The 16,035-nt window shown below is 62.5% G+C and carries 12 protein-coding genes; 10 read left to right on the top strand and 2 right to left on the bottom strand.

Annotated elements, in window-relative coordinates; genetic code table 11:
- Positions 1-133: 133 nt before the first annotated feature.
- The 7 genes from nudB (at position 134) to M0D66_RS34880 (ending at position 9,363) form a co-directional block, all read left to right on the top strand.
- Positions 134-634: a dihydroneopterin triphosphate diphosphatase gene (gene nudB / locus M0D66_RS34910; protein ID WP_093646567.1), complete on the top strand. Its 501-nt coding sequence runs from the start codon at positions 134-136 to the stop codon at positions 632-634.
- Positions 631-1,890, top strand: a complete 1,260-nt coding sequence (gene clsB, locus M0D66_RS34905; protein WP_266212658.1) for a cardiolipin synthase ClsB — start codon at positions 631-633, stop codon at positions 1,888-1,890. Before nudB ends, clsB begins: the two co-directional genes overlap by 4 nt.
- Positions 1,891-2,116: 226 nt before the next feature.
- Positions 2,117-2,716: a TetR/AcrR family transcriptional regulator gene (locus tag M0D66_RS34900; protein ID WP_046566835.1), complete on the top strand. Its 600-nt coding sequence runs from the start codon at positions 2,117-2,119 to the stop codon at positions 2,714-2,716.
- A gap of 98 nt (positions 2,717-2,814) precedes the next feature.
- Positions 2,815-4,602, top strand: coding sequence for an acyl-CoA dehydrogenase C-terminal domain-containing protein (locus M0D66_RS34895; protein WP_054037690.1), 1,788 nt, complete (start codon positions 2,815-2,817; stop codon positions 4,600-4,602).
- Positions 4,603-4,726: 124 nt separating this feature from the next.
- Positions 4,727-7,162, top strand: coding sequence for a 3-hydroxyacyl-CoA dehydrogenase/enoyl-CoA hydratase family protein (locus M0D66_RS34890; protein ID WP_266212657.1), 2,436 nt, complete (start codon positions 4,727-4,729; stop codon positions 7,160-7,162).
- Between the two features lie 82 nt (positions 7,163-7,244).
- Positions 7,245-8,444, top strand: a complete 1,200-nt coding sequence (locus M0D66_RS34885) for an acetyl-CoA C-acyltransferase (protein WP_266212656.1) — start codon at positions 7,245-7,247, stop codon at positions 8,442-8,444.
- A gap of 148 nt (positions 8,445-8,592) precedes the next feature.
- The gene (locus M0D66_RS34880) at positions 8,593-9,363 is read left to right on the top strand and encodes an enoyl-CoA hydratase (RefSeq protein ID WP_200571336.1); all 771 of its coding nucleotides are present in this window, start codon (positions 8,593-8,595) and stop codon (positions 9,361-9,363) included.
- A gap of 47 nt (positions 9,364-9,410) precedes the next feature.
- Here the strand turns inward: M0D66_RS34880 and fdhD are convergent, their stop codons facing one another.
- The gene (fdhD, locus tag M0D66_RS34875) at positions 9,411-10,250 is read right to left on the bottom strand and encodes a formate dehydrogenase accessory sulfurtransferase FdhD (protein ID WP_093646494.1); all 840 of its coding nucleotides are present in this window, start codon (positions 10,248-10,250) and stop codon (positions 9,411-9,413) included.
- A 158-nt stretch (positions 10,251-10,408) separates the two neighbouring features.
- Here fdhD and M0D66_RS34870 point away from each other — a divergent pair, with 158 nt between their 5' ends.
- Both M0D66_RS34870 and M0D66_RS34865 read left to right on the top strand, forming a co-directional pair.
- On the top strand, positions 10,409-10,885 hold the full coding sequence (locus M0D66_RS34870) for a nitrate reductase associated protein (protein ID WP_256456005.1): 477 nt from the start codon (positions 10,409-10,411) through the stop codon (positions 10,883-10,885).
- 221 nt (positions 10,886-11,106) lie between these two features.
- A complete protein-coding gene (locus M0D66_RS34865; RefSeq protein WP_266212655.1) occupies positions 11,107-14,217 on the top strand; it encodes an EAL domain-containing protein in 3,111 nt (1,036 codons plus the stop codon).
- A 30-nt stretch (positions 14,218-14,247) separates the two neighbouring features.
- On the opposite strand, the gene M0D66_RS34860 is transcribed toward M0D66_RS34865, so the two are convergent.
- Entirely contained in the window at positions 14,248-14,862 is a 615-nt protein-coding gene (locus tag M0D66_RS34860) for a glutathione S-transferase (protein WP_200652767.1), read from the bottom strand.
- A 160-nt stretch (positions 14,863-15,022) separates the two neighbouring features.
- Here M0D66_RS34860 and M0D66_RS34855 point away from each other — a divergent pair, with 160 nt between their 5' ends.
- Positions 15,023-15,928 (top strand): LysR substrate-binding domain-containing protein, encoded by a 906-nt coding sequence (locus tag M0D66_RS34855; protein WP_266212654.1) that lies wholly within the window; start codon positions 15,023-15,025, stop codon positions 15,926-15,928.
- Positions 15,929-16,035 lie beyond the last annotated feature (107 nt).

Below are 16,035 nucleotides of genomic sequence, written 5' to 3'. Positions count from 1 at the left end.
AAAAGCGAAACGAAAAAGGCGCGTGATGCGCCTTTTTCGTTTTTTGCGTTACAGTCGCAGCAACCGGTCTCGACCGCTTATTGGACCATTCGCCGACATGTACCGCGCAAGCGTTGCGCCCAGTCTTTACGCCATGCCGAAACCGCCGAAGATCCCGCAATCCGTACTCGTCGTCATCCATACGCCCGCGCTGGACGTGCTGTTGATCCGGCGCGCCGATCACGCAGATTTCTGGCAATCGGTGACCGGCTCGAAAGACCAGCTCGACGAGCCCTTCGTCGAGACGGCGACGCGCGAGGTGGCGGAGGAAACCGGCATCGTGGTCGGCAGTACGCTCGTGCCGCATAGCGCGCTGTTCGACTGGCAGTATTCGATCGAATACGAGATCTACCCTCAGTTCCGGCATCGCTACGCCGAGGGCGTAATCCACAACACGGAGCACTGGTTCAGTCTGGAAGTGCCCGAGCAGCTGGAAGTGACGCTCGCGCCGCGCGAGCACACCGCGTTCCTGTGGTTGCCCTATGAAGAAGCGGCCTCGCGCTGCTTTTCGTCGTCGAACGCCGACGCGATCCTGCAATTGCCGAAACGGCTCGCTGGGCGCCTGAATGGCCAGCCCGAGGAGCGTGCCCGGTGAGCGTCGGCGGCGCGCGCCGTTTCGCGCGACTCCGTCAATCGCTGCTCGGCCGCCGCTACTGGCAGCGCTACCGCTTCACCAGCGGCAACGAGGTCAAGCTGCTGCGCTCCGGCGACGAGTTCTTCACCGCGTTGATCGAACGCATCGACGCGGCGCAAAGCGACGTGGTTCTCGAAACCTATATTTTCTGTGGCGACAGCGCCGGTCAGGCCGTCAGCGCGGCTTTGCTGCGCGCAGCCTCGCGCGGCGTGAAAGTGCGCGTGATTACCGACGGTATCGGCACCGAGCGCCTGCCGATGTTCAACGAATGGCCGCTCGCCGGCGTCGACCATCGCATCTACAACCCGCATCTGTTCGGCCGCTTCGGCTTCTCGCGCACGCACCGCAAGATCGCGGTGGTGGACGATCAGTTCGGCTACTGCGGCGGCATCAATATCGTCGACGATTACGAGAACAACGGCGAGACGCTGCCTTACCGGCGCTGGGACTTCGCGGTGGAATTGCGCGGGCCGGTGGTCGCCGATATCCGCCAGGCGTTCGAAGTGCAATGGCAGCGGATCCGTCTCGGGCATCGGCCGCTGGACTCGCTCGAGCCGGATCTTGCGCCGAAGACCATGGCGTCGCTCGGCACGCTGCGCCGCCGGCGCCGCAATCGCAACGAGGCGCTCTGGGCCGGAGGGCTGCCCTGCGTGGCCTTCGTCGCCCGCGACAACCTGATCAACCGCCGCGCCATTGAAAAAGCGTATCTGACCGCGATCGGCCAGGCGCGCAGCGAAGTACTGCTGGCTAACCCGTACTTCATGCCGGGCCGCAAGCTGCGGCGCGCGCTGGTGTTCGCGGCGCGGCGCGGCGTCGACGTGAAGCTCATTATCGGGCGCAAGGAGTTCAAGGCGCTCGATTACGCCGTGCCGTTCCTGTATCGTGCGCTGCTCAAAGCCGGCGTGCAGATCGCCGAGTACGAGAAAACCATGCTGCACGGCAAGGTCGCGGTGGTGGATTCGAACTGGGGGACGGTCGGTTCGTCGAACCTCGATGCGTTGAGCCTGATGCTCAACAACGAGGCCAACGTGGTGCTGGTGAACGACCCGTCGATCGACGCGCTGCGCGAAGCGATCATCGCCGCCTTCAAGGAATCTCGCCGGATCGACGAGGCGCGCTATGATGCCCGTCCGGCGGGCGAACGCTTGCTCAACTGGCTTGCCTACACGACCTATCGGGCCGTGATGAAGCTATTAACGGTGGGTGGCTATGACTAGCTCATCAGCACCTCGCACATAACCGCAAGGGCGCAGCGTCAATGAAAGGGACAAAAAGAAGGCAAACGCCTCTAAAAAATCTCCTTCCTCTGATTGACGGATGCCGCAGAATTGAAACCGGGTTAGAAACCGGTTTCTAATAAAGTCCTTGTTTCGCGGACGGCAGCACTCAATAATAGTACGGCCGTTCGATTTTCTTTCGGTCACATTAGAACGGTAAAAAGCTATGCGAAAAGGCGAACAAACACGAGTCGCGATTCTCGAAGCAGCACTTGATCTGGCAAGCCGCGACGGACTGGAAGGTCTGACGATTGGGTTGCTGGCCGAGCGCATGCAGATGAGCAAAAGCGGTGTGTTCGCGCATTTCGGGTCGCGCGAGGATTTGCAGGTCGAAGTCGTGCGCGAATACCACCGTCGTTTCGAAGACGAGGTGTTTTTCCCGAGCTTGCGTGAGCCTCGTGGATTGCCGCGCTTGCGCGCGATGATTTCCCGCTGGATCGAGAAACGCATTCAGGAAGTCACCACGGGGTGCATCTACATCAGCGGCGCCGTCGAGTACGACGACCGCGGGGATAACCCGGTGCGTGAACAACTGGTGTCGAGCGTGACGATCTGGCGTGCGGCGCTTACGCGGGCAATTTCGCAGGCGATGGAAGAAGGGCATCTGCGTGCCGATACCGATCCGCAGCTGATGCTGTTCGAACTATACAGCTTCACGCTCGGCCTGCATCACGACGCGCGCTTCCTGCACTTGCCGGATGCAGTGCGTCTCACGTGGGCCGCGCTGGAAAAATTGATTGTTTCGTATCAGAGCGAAAGCCGTTAGCAGAACCGCCGAACTTAAAGCAGATTCAGCGGCGCTGAAAGATCCGATCCACGGACTCAGCTAACGGCCTGGCTCCTTGTCAAACTTGGGAGAGAGTCATGGGACAGTACGCCGCGCCGCTGCGCGACATGCAATTCGTGTTGCACGAACTGCTTAACGTCGAAGCCGAGATCAAGCAGATGCCGAAGCACGCGGATCTCGACGCGGACACGATCAACGCCGTGCTCGAAGAGGCCGGCAAGTTCTGCTCCGAAGTGCTGTTCCCGCTCAATCACAGCGGCGACCAGGAAGGCTGCACGTACGTCGGCGACGGCGTCGTGACCACGCCGAAGGGCTTCAAGGAAGCCTACAAGCAATACGTGGAAGCCGGCTGGCCGGCGCTCGGCTGCGATCCGGACTACGGCGGCCAGGGCCTGCCCGCGTTCGTGAACAACGCGCTGTATGAAATGCTGAACTCGGCGAACCAGGCGTGGACGATGTACCCGGGCCTGTCGCACGGCGCGTACGAATGTCTGCATGCGCACGGCACGCCGGAGTTGCAGCAACGCTATCTGCCGAAGCTGGTTGCGGGCGTCTGGACCGGCACGATGTGTCTGACCGAGCCGCACTGCGGCACCGACCTCGGTATCTTGCGCACCAAGGCCGAACCGAACAGCGACGGCTCGTACGCGATCAGCGGCACGAAGATTTTCATCTCCAGCGGCGAACACGATCTCGCGGAGAACATCGTTCACCTGGTGCTCGCGCGTCTGCCGGATGCGCCCAAGGGCACCAAGGGCATTTCGCTCTTCATCGTGCCGAAGTTCATCCCGAACGAAGCGGGTGAACCGGGCGAGCGCAACGGCGTGAAGTGCGGCTCCATCGAACACAAGATGGGCATTCACGGCAACGCGACCGCCGTGATCAATCTCGACAACGCGAAGGGCTGGCTGGTCGGTGAGCCGAACAAGGGCTTGAACGCGATGTTCGTGATGATGAACGCCGCGCGTCTGGGCGTCGGCATGCAGAGCCTGGGCCTGACCGAAATTGGTTATCAGAACTCGCTCACATACGCGAAAGAGCGCCTGCAAATGCGTTCGCTGACCGGCCCGAAGGCGCCGGAAAAAGCCGCAGACCCGATTATCGTGCACCCGGACGTGCGCCGCATGCTGCTCACGCAGAAGGCCTACGCTGAAGGCGCGCGCGCGTTCTCGTACTGGTCCGCGCTGCACATCGACAAGGAACTGTCGCACGCCGACGAATCGGTGCGTAAAGAAGCGGCGGATCTGGTCGCGCTGCTCACGCCGATCCTGAAAGCATTCCTCTCGGACAACGCGTTCGAGAGCACCAACCACGCCATGCAGATCTACGGCGGCCACGGCTTCATCACCGAGTGGGGCATGGAGCAATACGTGCGCGACGCGCGCATCAACATGATCTACGAAGGCACCAACGCGATTCAGGCGCTCGACCTGCTCGGCCGCAAGATTCTCGGCGACATGGGCGCGAAGATGAAGAAGTTCGGCAAGCTTGTGTCGGATTTCGTCGAAGCCGAAGGCGTGAAGCCGGAAATGCAGGAGTTCATCAACCCGCTCGCCGACATCGGCGACAAGGTGCAGAAGCTGACGATGGAAATCGGCATGAAGGCGATGCAGAACCCGGACGAAGTCGGCGCTGCCGCCGTGCCGTATCTGCGTACCGTCGGCCACCTGGTGTTCTCGTACTTCTGGGCGCGCATGGCGCGTATCGCGCTGGACAACGAAGCATCGGGCGATCCGTTCTACAAGGCCAAGCTCGCGACCGCACGCTTCTACTTCGCCAAGCTGCTGCCGGAAACGGCCATGACGATCCGTCAAGCGCGCGCCGGTTCGAAGTCGATGATGGACGTCGAAGAGTCGCTGTTCTAAAGCACACACTTCACGGCAAGCGCCACGCCTTCAGAAGGCGTGGCGCCTTCCACCGCCACAAGTCACACATCGCGAAACATAAGAGACACCTTCGCGACACCGCATAACTCCCCGGAGGAACGACGTGAGCAATCTGATCATTCGCAAGGTCGCCGTACTCGGCGCCGGCGTGATGGGCGCGCAGATCGCAGCGCACCTGATCAACGCCAAGGTGCCCGTGCTGCTGTTCGACCTGCCTGCCAAAGAAGGCCCGAAGAACGCGATTGCCCTGAAGGCGATCGAGAATCTGAAGAAGCTGTCGCCCGCGCCGTTCGGCGTGAAGGACGACGCGCAATACATCCAGCCCGCGAATTACGACGACGATATCGAGAAGCTCGCCGAGTGCGACCTCGTGATCGAAGCGATCGCCGAACGCATGGACTGGAAGCACGATCTGTACAAGAAGGTGTCGCCGCACATCGCACCGAATGCGATCTTCGCGACCAACACGTCGGGTCTGTCGATCACCGAACTGTCGAACGGTTTCTCGGATGAACTGAAGGCGCGCTTCTGCGGCGTGCACTTCTTCAATCCGCCGCGCTACATGCATCTGGTCGAACTGATCCCGACCGCGACGACGCGTCCGGAAATCCTCGACCAACTCGAATCGTTCCTGACGAGCGTGGTTGGCAAGGGCGTCGTGCGCGCGAAAGACACGCCGAACTTCATTGCCAACCGCGTCGGTATTTTCTCGATCCTCGCTGTTATCACCGAAGCCGCGAAGTTCGGTCTGCGTTTCGACGAAGTGGACGACCTGACCGGCTCGCGTCTGGGCCGCGCGAAATCGGCAACGTTCCGCACGGCGGACGTGGTCGGTCTCGACACCATGGCGCACGTCATCAAGACGATGCAGGACACGTTGAAGGACGACCCGTTCTTCCCGGTCTACGAAACACCGCCCGTGCTGGCTGAACTCGTGAAGAAGGGCGCGCTCGGTCAGAAGACCGGCGGTGGCTTCTACAAGAAGGAAGGCAAGGCGATCAAGGTGCTCGACCCGAAGACGGGTACATACGTCGACGGCGGCGCGAAAGCCGACGAACTGGTCGGCCGCATTCTGAAGCGTCCGCCGGCAGAGCGTCTGAAGCTCCTGCGCGAATCGGAGCATCCGCAAGCGCAATTCCTGTGGTCGATTTTCCGCGACGTGTATCACTACATTGGCGTGCATCTGGAATCGATCGCCGACAACGCACGTGACGTCGATCTGGCGATTCGTTGGGGCTTCGGCTGGAACGAAGGCCCGTTCGAAGGCTGGCAGACGGCCGGCTGGAAGCAGGTCGCCGAATGGGTGCAGGAAGACATCGCGGCAGGCAAGGCGCTGTCGAACGTGCCGCTGCCGTCGTGGGTGCTGGAAGGTCCGGTTGCAGAGAAGGGCGGCGTGCATACGAACGAAGGTTCGTGGTCGCCGGCTTCGAAGACTTTTGTGCCGCGCTCGTCGCTGTCGGTCTACGACAAGCAGGTGTTCCGTGCCCCGCTGGTCGGCGAAACGTCTGCTGATCCGAAGACCTACGGCAAGACGCTGTTCGAAACCGACGCTGTGCGCGCGTGGGTCGACGACCGTGCCGGCGAGAACGACGTCCTGATCGTGTCGTTCAAGAGCAAGATGAACACGATCGGACCGTCGGTGATCGACGGTCTGACGCAAGCCATCGAACTGGCCGAGAAGGACTACAAGGGTCTGGTCGTGTGGCAGCCGACGTCGCTGAAACTCGGCACGCCGGGCGGCCCGTTCTCCGCGGGTGCGAACCTCGAAGAAGCCATGCCCGCGTTCATGATGGGCGGCGCGAAGGGCATCGAGCCGTTCGTGAAGAAATTCCAGCAAGGCATGCTGCGTGTGAAGTACGCGAACGTGCCGGTCATCTCGGCTGTGTCGGGCATCGCGCTCGGTGGTGGTTGCGAGCTGGCGCTGCATAGCGCGAAGCGTGTCGCGCACATCGAAAGCTATATCGGTCTGGTCGAAGTCGGCGTGGGTCTCGTGCCGGCGGGCGGCGGTCTGAAGGAAGCGGCACTGCGCGCAGCAGAAGCCGCAACCGCGGCCGGCGCGACCAATGACCTGCTGAAGTTCGTGCAGAAGTCGTTCGAAAACGCGGCAATGGCGAAGGTCTCGGCCTCGGCACTCGATGCCCGCGCCATGGGTTACCTGAAGCCGTCCGACACGATCGTCTTCAACGTGTTCGAACTGCTCGACATCGCGAAGAAGGAAGCGCGTGCCCTGTCCGCCGCGGGTTACCGTCCGCCGCTGCGTGTCACGCAGGTGCCGGTGGCCGGCCGCTCGGCGATTGCGACCATCAAGGCATCGCTCGTCAACATGCGCGACGGCCGTTTCATCAGCGAGCACGACTACCTGATCGCCAGCCGCATCGCGGAAGCGGTGTGTGGCGGTGATGTGGAAGCGGGCAGCCTCGTCGACGAAGAATGGCTGCTCAAACTCGAGCGTCAAGCGTTCGTCGATCTGCTCGGCACGCAAAAGACGCAGGAACGGATCATGGGCATGCTGCAAACCGGCAAGCCGGTGCGCAACTAAGCGTCGAGCGGACCGCATCCATATGCATGGGGCCGGAGTAAGCGCCAAAGCGCCAACTCCGACCGACAAAGGAGAGCTTCAAATGGCAAAGCAATTGCAAGACGCATACATCGTCGCCGCGAGCCGCACGCCGATTGGCAAGGCGCCGCGCGGGATGTTCAAGAACACGCGCCCGGACGAACTGCTGGTGCACGCGATCAGATCGGCTGTGGCGCAAGTGCCGGGCCTCGACACCAAGGTGATCGAAGACGCGATCATCGGCTGTGCGATTCCGGAAGCGGAACAAGGCCTGAACGTCGCGCGCATGGGCGCACTGCTGGCCGGCCTGCCGAATACGGTGGGCGGCGTTACGGTGAACCGCTTCTGCGCTTCGGGCCTCACCGCGCTGGCTATGGCGGCTGACCGTATCCGGGTCGGCGAATCGGACGCGATGATCGCGGGCGGCTGCGAATCGATGAGCATGGTGCCGATGATGGGCAACAAGCCGTCGATGTCGCCGCATATCTTCGATCGTAACGAAGACATCGGCATCGCCTACGGCATGGGCCTGACCGCGGAGAAGGTCGCCGAGCGCTGGAAGATCAGCCGCGAAGCGCAAGACGCGTTCTCGGTCGAATCGCATCGCCGCGCCATCGCCGCGCAGCAAGCCGGTGAGTTCAACGACGAGATCGCCGCGTACACGATCACCGAACGTTTCCCCGATCTCGCCACCGGCGAAGTGCGTATCAAGACGCGTGAAGTCGCGCTCGACGAAGGCCCGCGTGGCGACACGTCAATGGAAGGCCTCGCCAAGCTGCGCACTGTGTTCGCTAACAAGGGTTCGGTGACGGCCGGCAACAGCTCGCAGACGTCGGACGGCGCGGGCGCGCTGATCGTCGTGTCGGAAAAGATGCTGAAGGAGTTCAACCTGACGCCGCTCGCCCGTTTCGTCAGCTTCGCCGTGCGCGGCGTGCCGCCGGAAATCATGGGTATCGGTCCGAAGGAAGCGATTCCGGCCGCCCTGAAGGCCGCCGGCCTGAAGATCGAAGACATGGACTGGATCGAACTGAATGAAGCATTCGCCGCGCAATCGCTGGCGGTGATTCAGGACCTCGGCCTCGATCCGTCGAAGATCAACCCGCTCGGCGGCGCGATTGCACTCGGCCACCCGCTGGGTGCGACCGGCGCGATTCGTGCGTCGACGGTGGTGCACGGCCTGCGCCGCCGCAACTTCAAGTACGGCATGGTGACGATGTGCGTCGGCACCGGCATGGGCGCGGCGGGCATCATCGAACGCCTGTAATCATGTTCGCTCAGATTCAAGCGGTGATCCTTGTCGCGATCGCTGCGGTAATCCCCGCAGCGGTTCCCTAGGGATCGCGGAAACGGTTCGCAGGCCGCCCGGCTTGCGGACCGTTTTTTCATTCAGCAGCAACGAGGAGTACGAGGAGATGACAATGGACATTCTGGTCGAGCGCGCCGACGGCGTGCTGACGATTGCCTTCAACCGGCCCGAAAGGAAAAACGCGATCACGGCTGCGATGTATCAGACGATGGCCGACGCATTGGTCGAAGCGCATGGCGATACATCGATCCGGGCGATTCTGATTCGCGGCAGCGCCGGCATTTTCAGCGCCGGCAACGATCTCGAAGACTTCATGAAGAAGCCGCCAGGCGGTGAAGACGCGCCCGTATTCCAGTTCCTGCGTGCGCTCAGTTCGGCGGAAAAACCGGTGGTGGCGTCGGTGGCGGGCCCAGCAGTCGGCATCGGCACGACGCTCCTGCTGCATTGCGATCTGGTCTACGCGGCCAATACGGCGAGCTTTTCGCTGCCGTTCACGCAACTCGGACTTTGTCCGGAAGCGGCGTCGAGTTTGCTGTTGCAGCGCGTGGCCGGCTACCAGGCCGCAGCGGAAAAGCTGCTGCTCGGCGAAGCGTTCGACGCCGCCGAAGCGCACCGTATGGGTTTCGTGAATCGCGTGCTGCCCGCGGCTGAAGTCGATGCGTTTGCTGCCGCGCAAGCGGCGAAGCTGGCGGCGCTGCCGGCTTCGTCGCTGCGGGTGACGAAGAGTCTGATGAAGCGCGCGAGCCAGCATGAACTGCAAACGCAGATGAGCGAGGAAGCGGTGCACTTCGGCAAGATGCTGATCGCGCCGGAAGCACGTGAGGCGTTCAAGGCATTCTTCGAGAAGCGCAAGCCGGATTTCCGGCAGTTCGACTGAAGCGGTGGCGTTCAGGCGCCTGAATCATTTTCAGGCGCCTCGCGCACTCAAGCTTGCGTCGGCTGCAAAGTGTCGTAGTCGACGTAGCTGGTTTCCCGGCAGAAGCTGACCAGCCGTACGCCCGCTTTGCGGGCAATCGCAATTGCCAGCGAAGACGGCGCCGAAATCGTCGCGACCATCGGCACGTCGACGCGCGCCGCCTTGCGCACCAGCTCGTAGCTCGCACGGCTCGACAGAAACACAAAACCTTCCCGAGTATCCACGCGATCGAGCACCAGCTGGCCGATCAGCTTGTCGAGCGCGTTGTGGCGGCCGACGTCTTCGAACGCGTAACGGATAGCGCCTGCCGCATCGCACCATGCGGCGGCGTGCAGGCCGCCGGTGAGACGCGTCAGCGCCTGGTGTTCCGGCAATTCGCGCGCGGCACGCGCGATCGCATCGGGTGCCAGCCGTTGCAGAAAGCCGGTGTCCGGCACGCGTTCCGGTTTCAGATCCAGCAGATCGATGCTTTCGATCCCGCATACGCCGCAGCCGGTGCGCCCGGCGAGCGCGCGGCGCCTTTCCTTTAGCGCGACGAAAGCTTGCTGCACCACCTTTAATTGCACTTCGGCGTGCGGCAATTCGTCATCGTCGTGCAGCTCGACCTCGATGTCCTGAATGTCGCTGCCGCGTTCCACGATGCCTTCCGAAATCGCAAAACCGACCGCGAACGCTTCCAGATCGCGCGGCGTGCACATCATCACCGCGTGGGAGATGCCATTGAAGACGAGCGCTACCGGCCATTCCTGACCGACGTGATCGGTGACGGTTTCGACCGCTGCGCCGCGATGCCGGTGCACCTGGCGCTCCACGGCGCCCGTCTGCCCGTCTGTGTCCAGTTCGTTCAAGCGACTTCACTCCTTTCATGCTGCGCGTGTTTCTACGGCTTGCAGCGTTGCCCGGCGGCGCGAAGCAGCGCCAGACCATGCCGCTATCGCGCGAATAAGGTTCTAAAATACCTCAAGCTGGGCTTGCGCGTTGCCCGTCACCAAAGAGGAATACTGTCATGGGACTCAACGAAGCACCGCTTCTGTTCAACTTCGAAGTCGCGTCCTCGGAGAATTTCACCTACATCCCGATGTCGGTGCGCTTCAATCTCGATCGTTTCGGGCTGCGCATCACCCTTGAGCAGTGGCAAATGCTGCCGCTCGAAGACCGCAAGCTGCTGGCGCGATTTCCGGTCGAAGAAGACGCGGAAATCGAGCCGAATTTCGACCACGCACTGTTCGAGATGCTGCGCACGCACGCGAATATCGAGCCGGAGTGGTTCACGCCCGAGGACGCGCCTGCCTGGCGCCGCACGGATGCCGTGCCGGACGGTGTAGTGCATCAGGCGGGGCTGGCCGGCCTGCCCACGCCGCGTGTCGCCCAGTGGGCCGAACTCGAGCCGTTCAAGCGCTACGTACTCGCCAAATTGTCGCGCAAGCTGGAAAGCAACCATGACTTCGTCCCCGCGATGAAGGAGTTTGGCGCGGCGGGCTAGGTACGACCACCCAAGGACGTCCGGCCAACTGCTGCCGCCCAGGCCCCTCCAGCCAGACGTCCCCAGTTCAATCCGCGAAATATTTCGCCTCGCCCCCTCAATCTGTTCCGAACCCTGCCGTTATCCATGGGTTGGCGCGTAAAAAGACTCGACCCGGTGCGACCCGACGCACCGAAAGCGACCCGCGCTCCCGCCCTCAGAACGATTGACGTTCGGAACCCATGACTCCTTTTTTATCGAAGCGGCTGCTGATCAATCTGGCGGTCGTCGCCGCGGCGGTCGGCGCGAACGCGTTCGTCGCCTATACGCAGATTTGCGGCCAGCGCGACGCCGACGCGCGCATGCTGCGTTCGACGAACGTGCGTCAGAATCTCGACGCATACCATACGGCGCTCGACGGCGGGCTGGCCGCGCTCGGCCGTTTCGAAGCAACGGGTGAGGCCGCGCCTGTCAACGAGGCAGCCGCCATGGCGGCTTCGCTGGCCGGTCTGGAGCGTGAGTTGCGCAACGAGCTCGCCGGCGAACCGGCCATGCTCGATACGCTCGCGAGGCTGAGCGTGGACAGCCGCGCGCTGCAACACGATATCGACGATGCGCTCCTGAAGAGCGCCAGCGCCATGCCGGACGAGTCACGTGCCTGGGCGGCTTCGACCTATACGCATCTCGGGCTGGGTCTCGGCCGTGTGGAAGACGCTCTGGCGGCGTTGCGCAAGCAGGAGAACGAGGCGTTGCAAGCGTCGCTCGCGAGTTCCGCGAACGAAACCCAGCGCGCCATGTTTCTGCTGATCGTGACGATGCTGGCAGGCAGCGCGCTTCTGATTTTCACGTTCGGCGCCCGCGAAAGCAGCGCGCGCGAGAAACTGCGCACGGTGCGCGCGCTCGGGCGCAACGATGAGCGCTTCCGCGGCCTGTTCGATGACCATCCGGTGCCGATGTACATTTTCGATCGCGAGACCTTGCGCTTTCTCGCCGTCAACGCGGCGGCGATTCAGCAATACGGTTACTCGGAAAGCGAATTTCTCGGCATGACGATTCGCGCGATCCGGCCGAATGGCGAAATCTCGCGCCTCGAATCGCACATGCAGCGCAGCGACACCGCTCAACACGGCCGCACGATGGCGGGTGTCTGGCATCACCGGCGCAAGGACGGCTCGACGATCAGCGCTGACATTTCGTATCACGCGCTCAACTTCATGGGCCGCGCCGCTTTCTTCGTGCTGGCCGACGACGTCACCGAACAGATCAATACCGAAGCCGAAGCGCAGCGTTCGAACCAGATGCTCGAAACGGTGATGGACAACATCCCGCAGCGCATTTTCTGGAAGGATCACGAGTCGCGCTATCTCGGCTGTAATATGGCGTTTGCGCGCGATGCGGGGCTTTCTTATCCCGAGCAGGTGGTGGGCAAGAGCGACAGCGACATGCCGTGGCGCGCCTTCGCCGACCTGCTGAACGAGCACGACAAGGAAGTGGTGACCACCGGCGTGCCGAAGATGAGTTTCGAGGTCGACCTGGTGATCGACGGCGTGCACCGCACCACGGTCACGAGCAAGCTGCCGTTCACCGACGGCGACGGCCGCGTGATCGGCGTGCTCGGTTCGTACACGGACATCACCGAACGCAAGCGCGCCGATCTGGCCTTGCGTCTGCAAAGCCGCGCGCTCGATGCGAGCGTCAACGCGATTCTGATTACCGCGCCGTCGCCGTCGGGCAATCTGATCGAATATGTGAATCCCGCGTTCATGCGGATCACCGGCTACGATCCCGCGGAAGTGATCGGTCAGGATTGCCGTGTGCTGCAGCGCGACGATCGCGACCAGGAAGGCGTCGCGTTGATCCGCCAGGCGCTCGCCGCGAATCGCGAGGTGAGCGCCGTGGTGCGCAACTATCGTAAGGACGGCGCGCTGTTCTGGAATCAGCTGTTCATTGCGCCCGTGCCGAACGCGGAGGGCGTAATCACGCACCACATCGGCGTGATCAATGATGTGACGGATCTGATCCGCTATCAGGAACAGCTCGAATATCAGGCCAACTACGACAGTCTCACGCGCCTGCCGAACCGCAACCTGCTGCGCGATCGCCTGCAGCATGCGTTGATCGTCGCGCAGCGGCATCACAAGGGCGTCGCGGTCGTGTTCATCGATCTGGACGGTTTCAAGAACGTCAACGACAGCCTCGGCCATAGCGTCGGCGACCGCTTGCTGAGCGTGGTGGCCGAACGGCTCGCCCGTTGCACGCGGACCAGCGACACGGTCGCGCGGCATGGCGGCGACGAGTTCGTGATCGTGATGACCGATACCGTCGACGAGCAGTCGCTGATCGCGTGGATGGAGCGGGTGCGCGCGTCGATTTCCGAACCGGTTTGGCTCGACGGCACCGAGTTGTATGTCGGCTGCAGCATGGGCGCGAGCCTCTTCCCGCAGGACGGCGAAGACGCGGAAACGCTGATGAAAAAGGCCGACCTCGCGATGTATCGCGCGAAGGACATGGGCCGCAATACGTTCCAGTTCTACCAGCCGGAGATGAATGCGAGCGCGGGTGCGCGCATGAATCTCGAACGGCGTTTGCGGCGGGCCTTGCGTGACAACGAATTCCTGCTGCACTACCAGCCGCAGGTGGATATCGTGAGCGGGCAGATCGTCGGCACCGAGGCGCTGGTGCGCTGGCGCGATCCGGAAGTCGGCTTGGTGCTGCCGTCGCTGTTCATTCCGGTCGCCGAAGAGAGCGGGCTGATCGGGCCGCTGTCGGAATGGGTTTTGCGCGAGGCGTGCCGGCAGAACAAGGCCTGGCAGGACGAAGGATTGCCGCCGGCGCGGGTGTCGGTGAATCTGTCGGCGCGCGTTTTTCAGCAGCGCGATATCGCCAAGCTCGTCATGCAGGTGCTCGCCGAGACGGGGCTCGAACCGCAGTATCTCGAACTCGAGCTCACCGAAAGCACCATCATGCGCAATGCCGAGGAGGCGGTGTTGATGCTCAACGAGCTGCACGCGCTCGGCATCGGCCTTGCCATCGACGACTTCGGCACCGGCTATTCGAGTCTCAGCTATCTGAAGCGCTTCCCGGTGGACCGCTTGAAGATCGACCGCTCGTTCGTGTCGGATATCGGCATCTCGGGCGACGATGAGACGATCACCTCTGCGATCATCGCGCTCGCGCATTCGCTGAAATTGCAGGTGATTGCTGAAGGCGTGGAGACGTCGGCGCAGCTCGACTTTCTGAAGGAGCGTGCGTGCGACGAGATGCAGGGTTTCTACTTCGCGAAGCCGATGTCGACGGACGCGATTTCGGCCTTGTTTCAGGGAGGAGTGGGGCGGGAAGCGGAGACGGTGTAGTTCGGCGTCCCGCTTCCCGCTGCGCGTGCCTCAGACGGCCGGCGTATCGAGGAACACCGGCAGTTGTTCTGCTACCTCGGAAAACGCCTGCAAGTGGGGATACGCCGCCTTGGTGACGATCTCCGAAATGTACATTTGCGTGAAATTCCACGCGACGGCCACCGCCACGTCCGCCGCACCAAAATGGTTCGGTTCGACCGGCAACGGGGCCGACGCGAGTTCCTCTTCGAGTTCGCGATATGCGGCGTGCAATTGCTCGGTCACGCGATCGACCCACGGCTCGTGCTGTTTGTCCGCCGGACGCAGATTGCGTTCGTAGACAATTTGCACAGTCTTTTCACTGGCGGCCAGCGCGAGGCCGGTAAGGCGCGCGGCGCGCAGGCAGTGCTCCGGCTGTGACGGGAAAATCCGTTGATCCGGCGCGGCGAGCGTGGCGAGATACTGCAGGATCACCGTCGAGTCCATCACGCTCTGGCCGTTGTCGAGGATCAGCGTCGGCGCTTTCACAACCGGGTTGATCTTCGCGAACGCCTCATACGTGCTGAACACGGAAACCGACTGGTGCTCGAAGTCGAGTTTCAGCAACTTCATGCAGATAGCGACGCGGCGCACGTAGGGCGAATCCAGCATTCCGATCAGTTTCATCTTATTTCCGTTAGAAGATCTATAAGGTTAGCCTGAGCGGGCGAAGAGGCGGCTGTTCGCTTGCCAGACGGTGCTTGTGATGCATCAGACCAATAGATTAAAGGGCTCGGCGAGGCAAAAAAAGCGACATTAATCGACGGTTTACGTCAGAATTTCTTACATGAAGCCGATCCCGCCCCTCACTGCTTTGCGCTGCTTCGAAGCCGTCGCCCGCCTGGGCGGTGTGACCCAGGCCGCGCGCGAATTACATGTCACGCACTCCGCGGTGAGCCAGCAGATCAAGGTGCTGGAAGATTCGATGGGCGTCGCGCTGTTCGTGCGCGAAGCGCGTGGCCTGCGGCCCACCGAGGAAGGCCGGCTCTACGCGCTGGAAATACGCTCGGCGTTGCGCGACATTACGCGGGCGACGCGCCGCGCGCAGGCGCGCCCCCACGAAAGCGAATTGGTCGTCGCGACCATGCCGTCGTTTGCGCAGCATTGGCTCGTGCCGCGTCTCGCGAGTTTCCGCGAGACACATCCGTACTACCGGGTCCGTCTGCTGACGAGTCTGCAGGTCGAGGATTTGCGCCAGGGTGTGAGCGACATCGGCATTCGCATGGGCCAAGGGCATTGGCCCGATGTCACGCAGCAGAAACTGTTCGACGACGAAGTGCTGGTAGTCGCGGCGCCACACTTCACGCTCGCGCCGGGGGGCCGCCTTCCCGTCACCGCCGAGGACGTGATCGCGTGTCCGTTGATCTCCAGCCCCAACACGCCGTGGGCCGAATGGTGCCAGGCGGCGCAGGTGGCGGAGCCGGCCGCCGAGGCGGTTGTGCTGTCTGCAAACGATTCGAACATCGTGCTGGGCGCGGTCTTGCTGGGGCAGGGCATCGCGCTCGAACGGCGCAGTCTGGTCGCGCACGCGCTGGCCCGCGGCGATCTGGTGCAGATCACCGATATCCGCGTGCCGTACCGGTATCCGTACTGGCTGGTGTGGCAGCAACGCGAGACGCTGAACGCGAAGCAGGCCCATTTTGCGCAGTGGATCGAAGCGCAGGTCGACGTCTATTTGCGTAGCGGCGGGTGAGATTCCAGGACGATTGGCGCGCGCAGACTTTCGCTTACGGGGGGATTACCGGTTTGCGCGCGAGGGGCACTCGTATATATTTGGGATTCCCATCTCTGACTTCGCTG

Source organism: Paraburkholderia sp. SECH2, assembly GCF_030464795.1.
Lineage (GTDB): Bacteria > Pseudomonadota > Gammaproteobacteria > Burkholderiales > Burkholderiaceae > Paraburkholderia > Paraburkholderia aspalathi.
This window is presented reverse-complemented; position numbering and strand designations above follow the sequence as displayed.

Excerpts from the sequence above, each read along its gene's own strand:
- M0D66_RS34895 (WP_054037690.1), top strand. The coding sequence starts at position 2,815 with ATGGGACAGTACGCCGCGCCGCTGCGCGACATGCAATTCGTGTTGCAC.
- M0D66_RS34885 (WP_266212656.1), top strand. The coding sequence starts at position 7,245 with ATGGCAAAGCAATTGCAAGACGCATACATCGTCGCCGCGAGCCGCACG.
- M0D66_RS34860 (WP_200652767.1), bottom strand. The coding sequence starts at position 14,862 with ATGAAACTGATCGGAATGCTGGATTCGCCCTACGTGCGCCGCGTCGCT.
- M0D66_RS34855 (WP_266212654.1), top strand. The coding sequence starts at position 15,023 with ATGAAGCCGATCCCGCCCCTCACTGCTTTGCGCTGCTTCGAAGCCGTC.
- M0D66_RS34880 (WP_200571336.1), top strand. The coding sequence starts at position 8,593 with ATGACAATGGACATTCTGGTCGAGCGCGCCGACGGCGTGCTGACGATT.
- M0D66_RS34900 (WP_046566835.1), top strand. The coding sequence starts at position 2,117 with ATGCGAAAAGGCGAACAAACACGAGTCGCGATTCTCGAAGCAGCACTT.
- nudB (WP_093646567.1), top strand. The coding sequence starts at position 134 with ATGCCGAAACCGCCGAAGATCCCGCAATCCGTACTCGTCGTCATCCAT.
- M0D66_RS34865 (WP_266212655.1), top strand. The coding sequence starts at position 11,107 with ATGACTCCTTTTTTATCGAAGCGGCTGCTGATCAATCTGGCGGTCGTC.
- M0D66_RS34870 (WP_256456005.1), top strand. The coding sequence starts at position 10,409 with ATGGGACTCAACGAAGCACCGCTTCTGTTCAACTTCGAAGTCGCGTCC.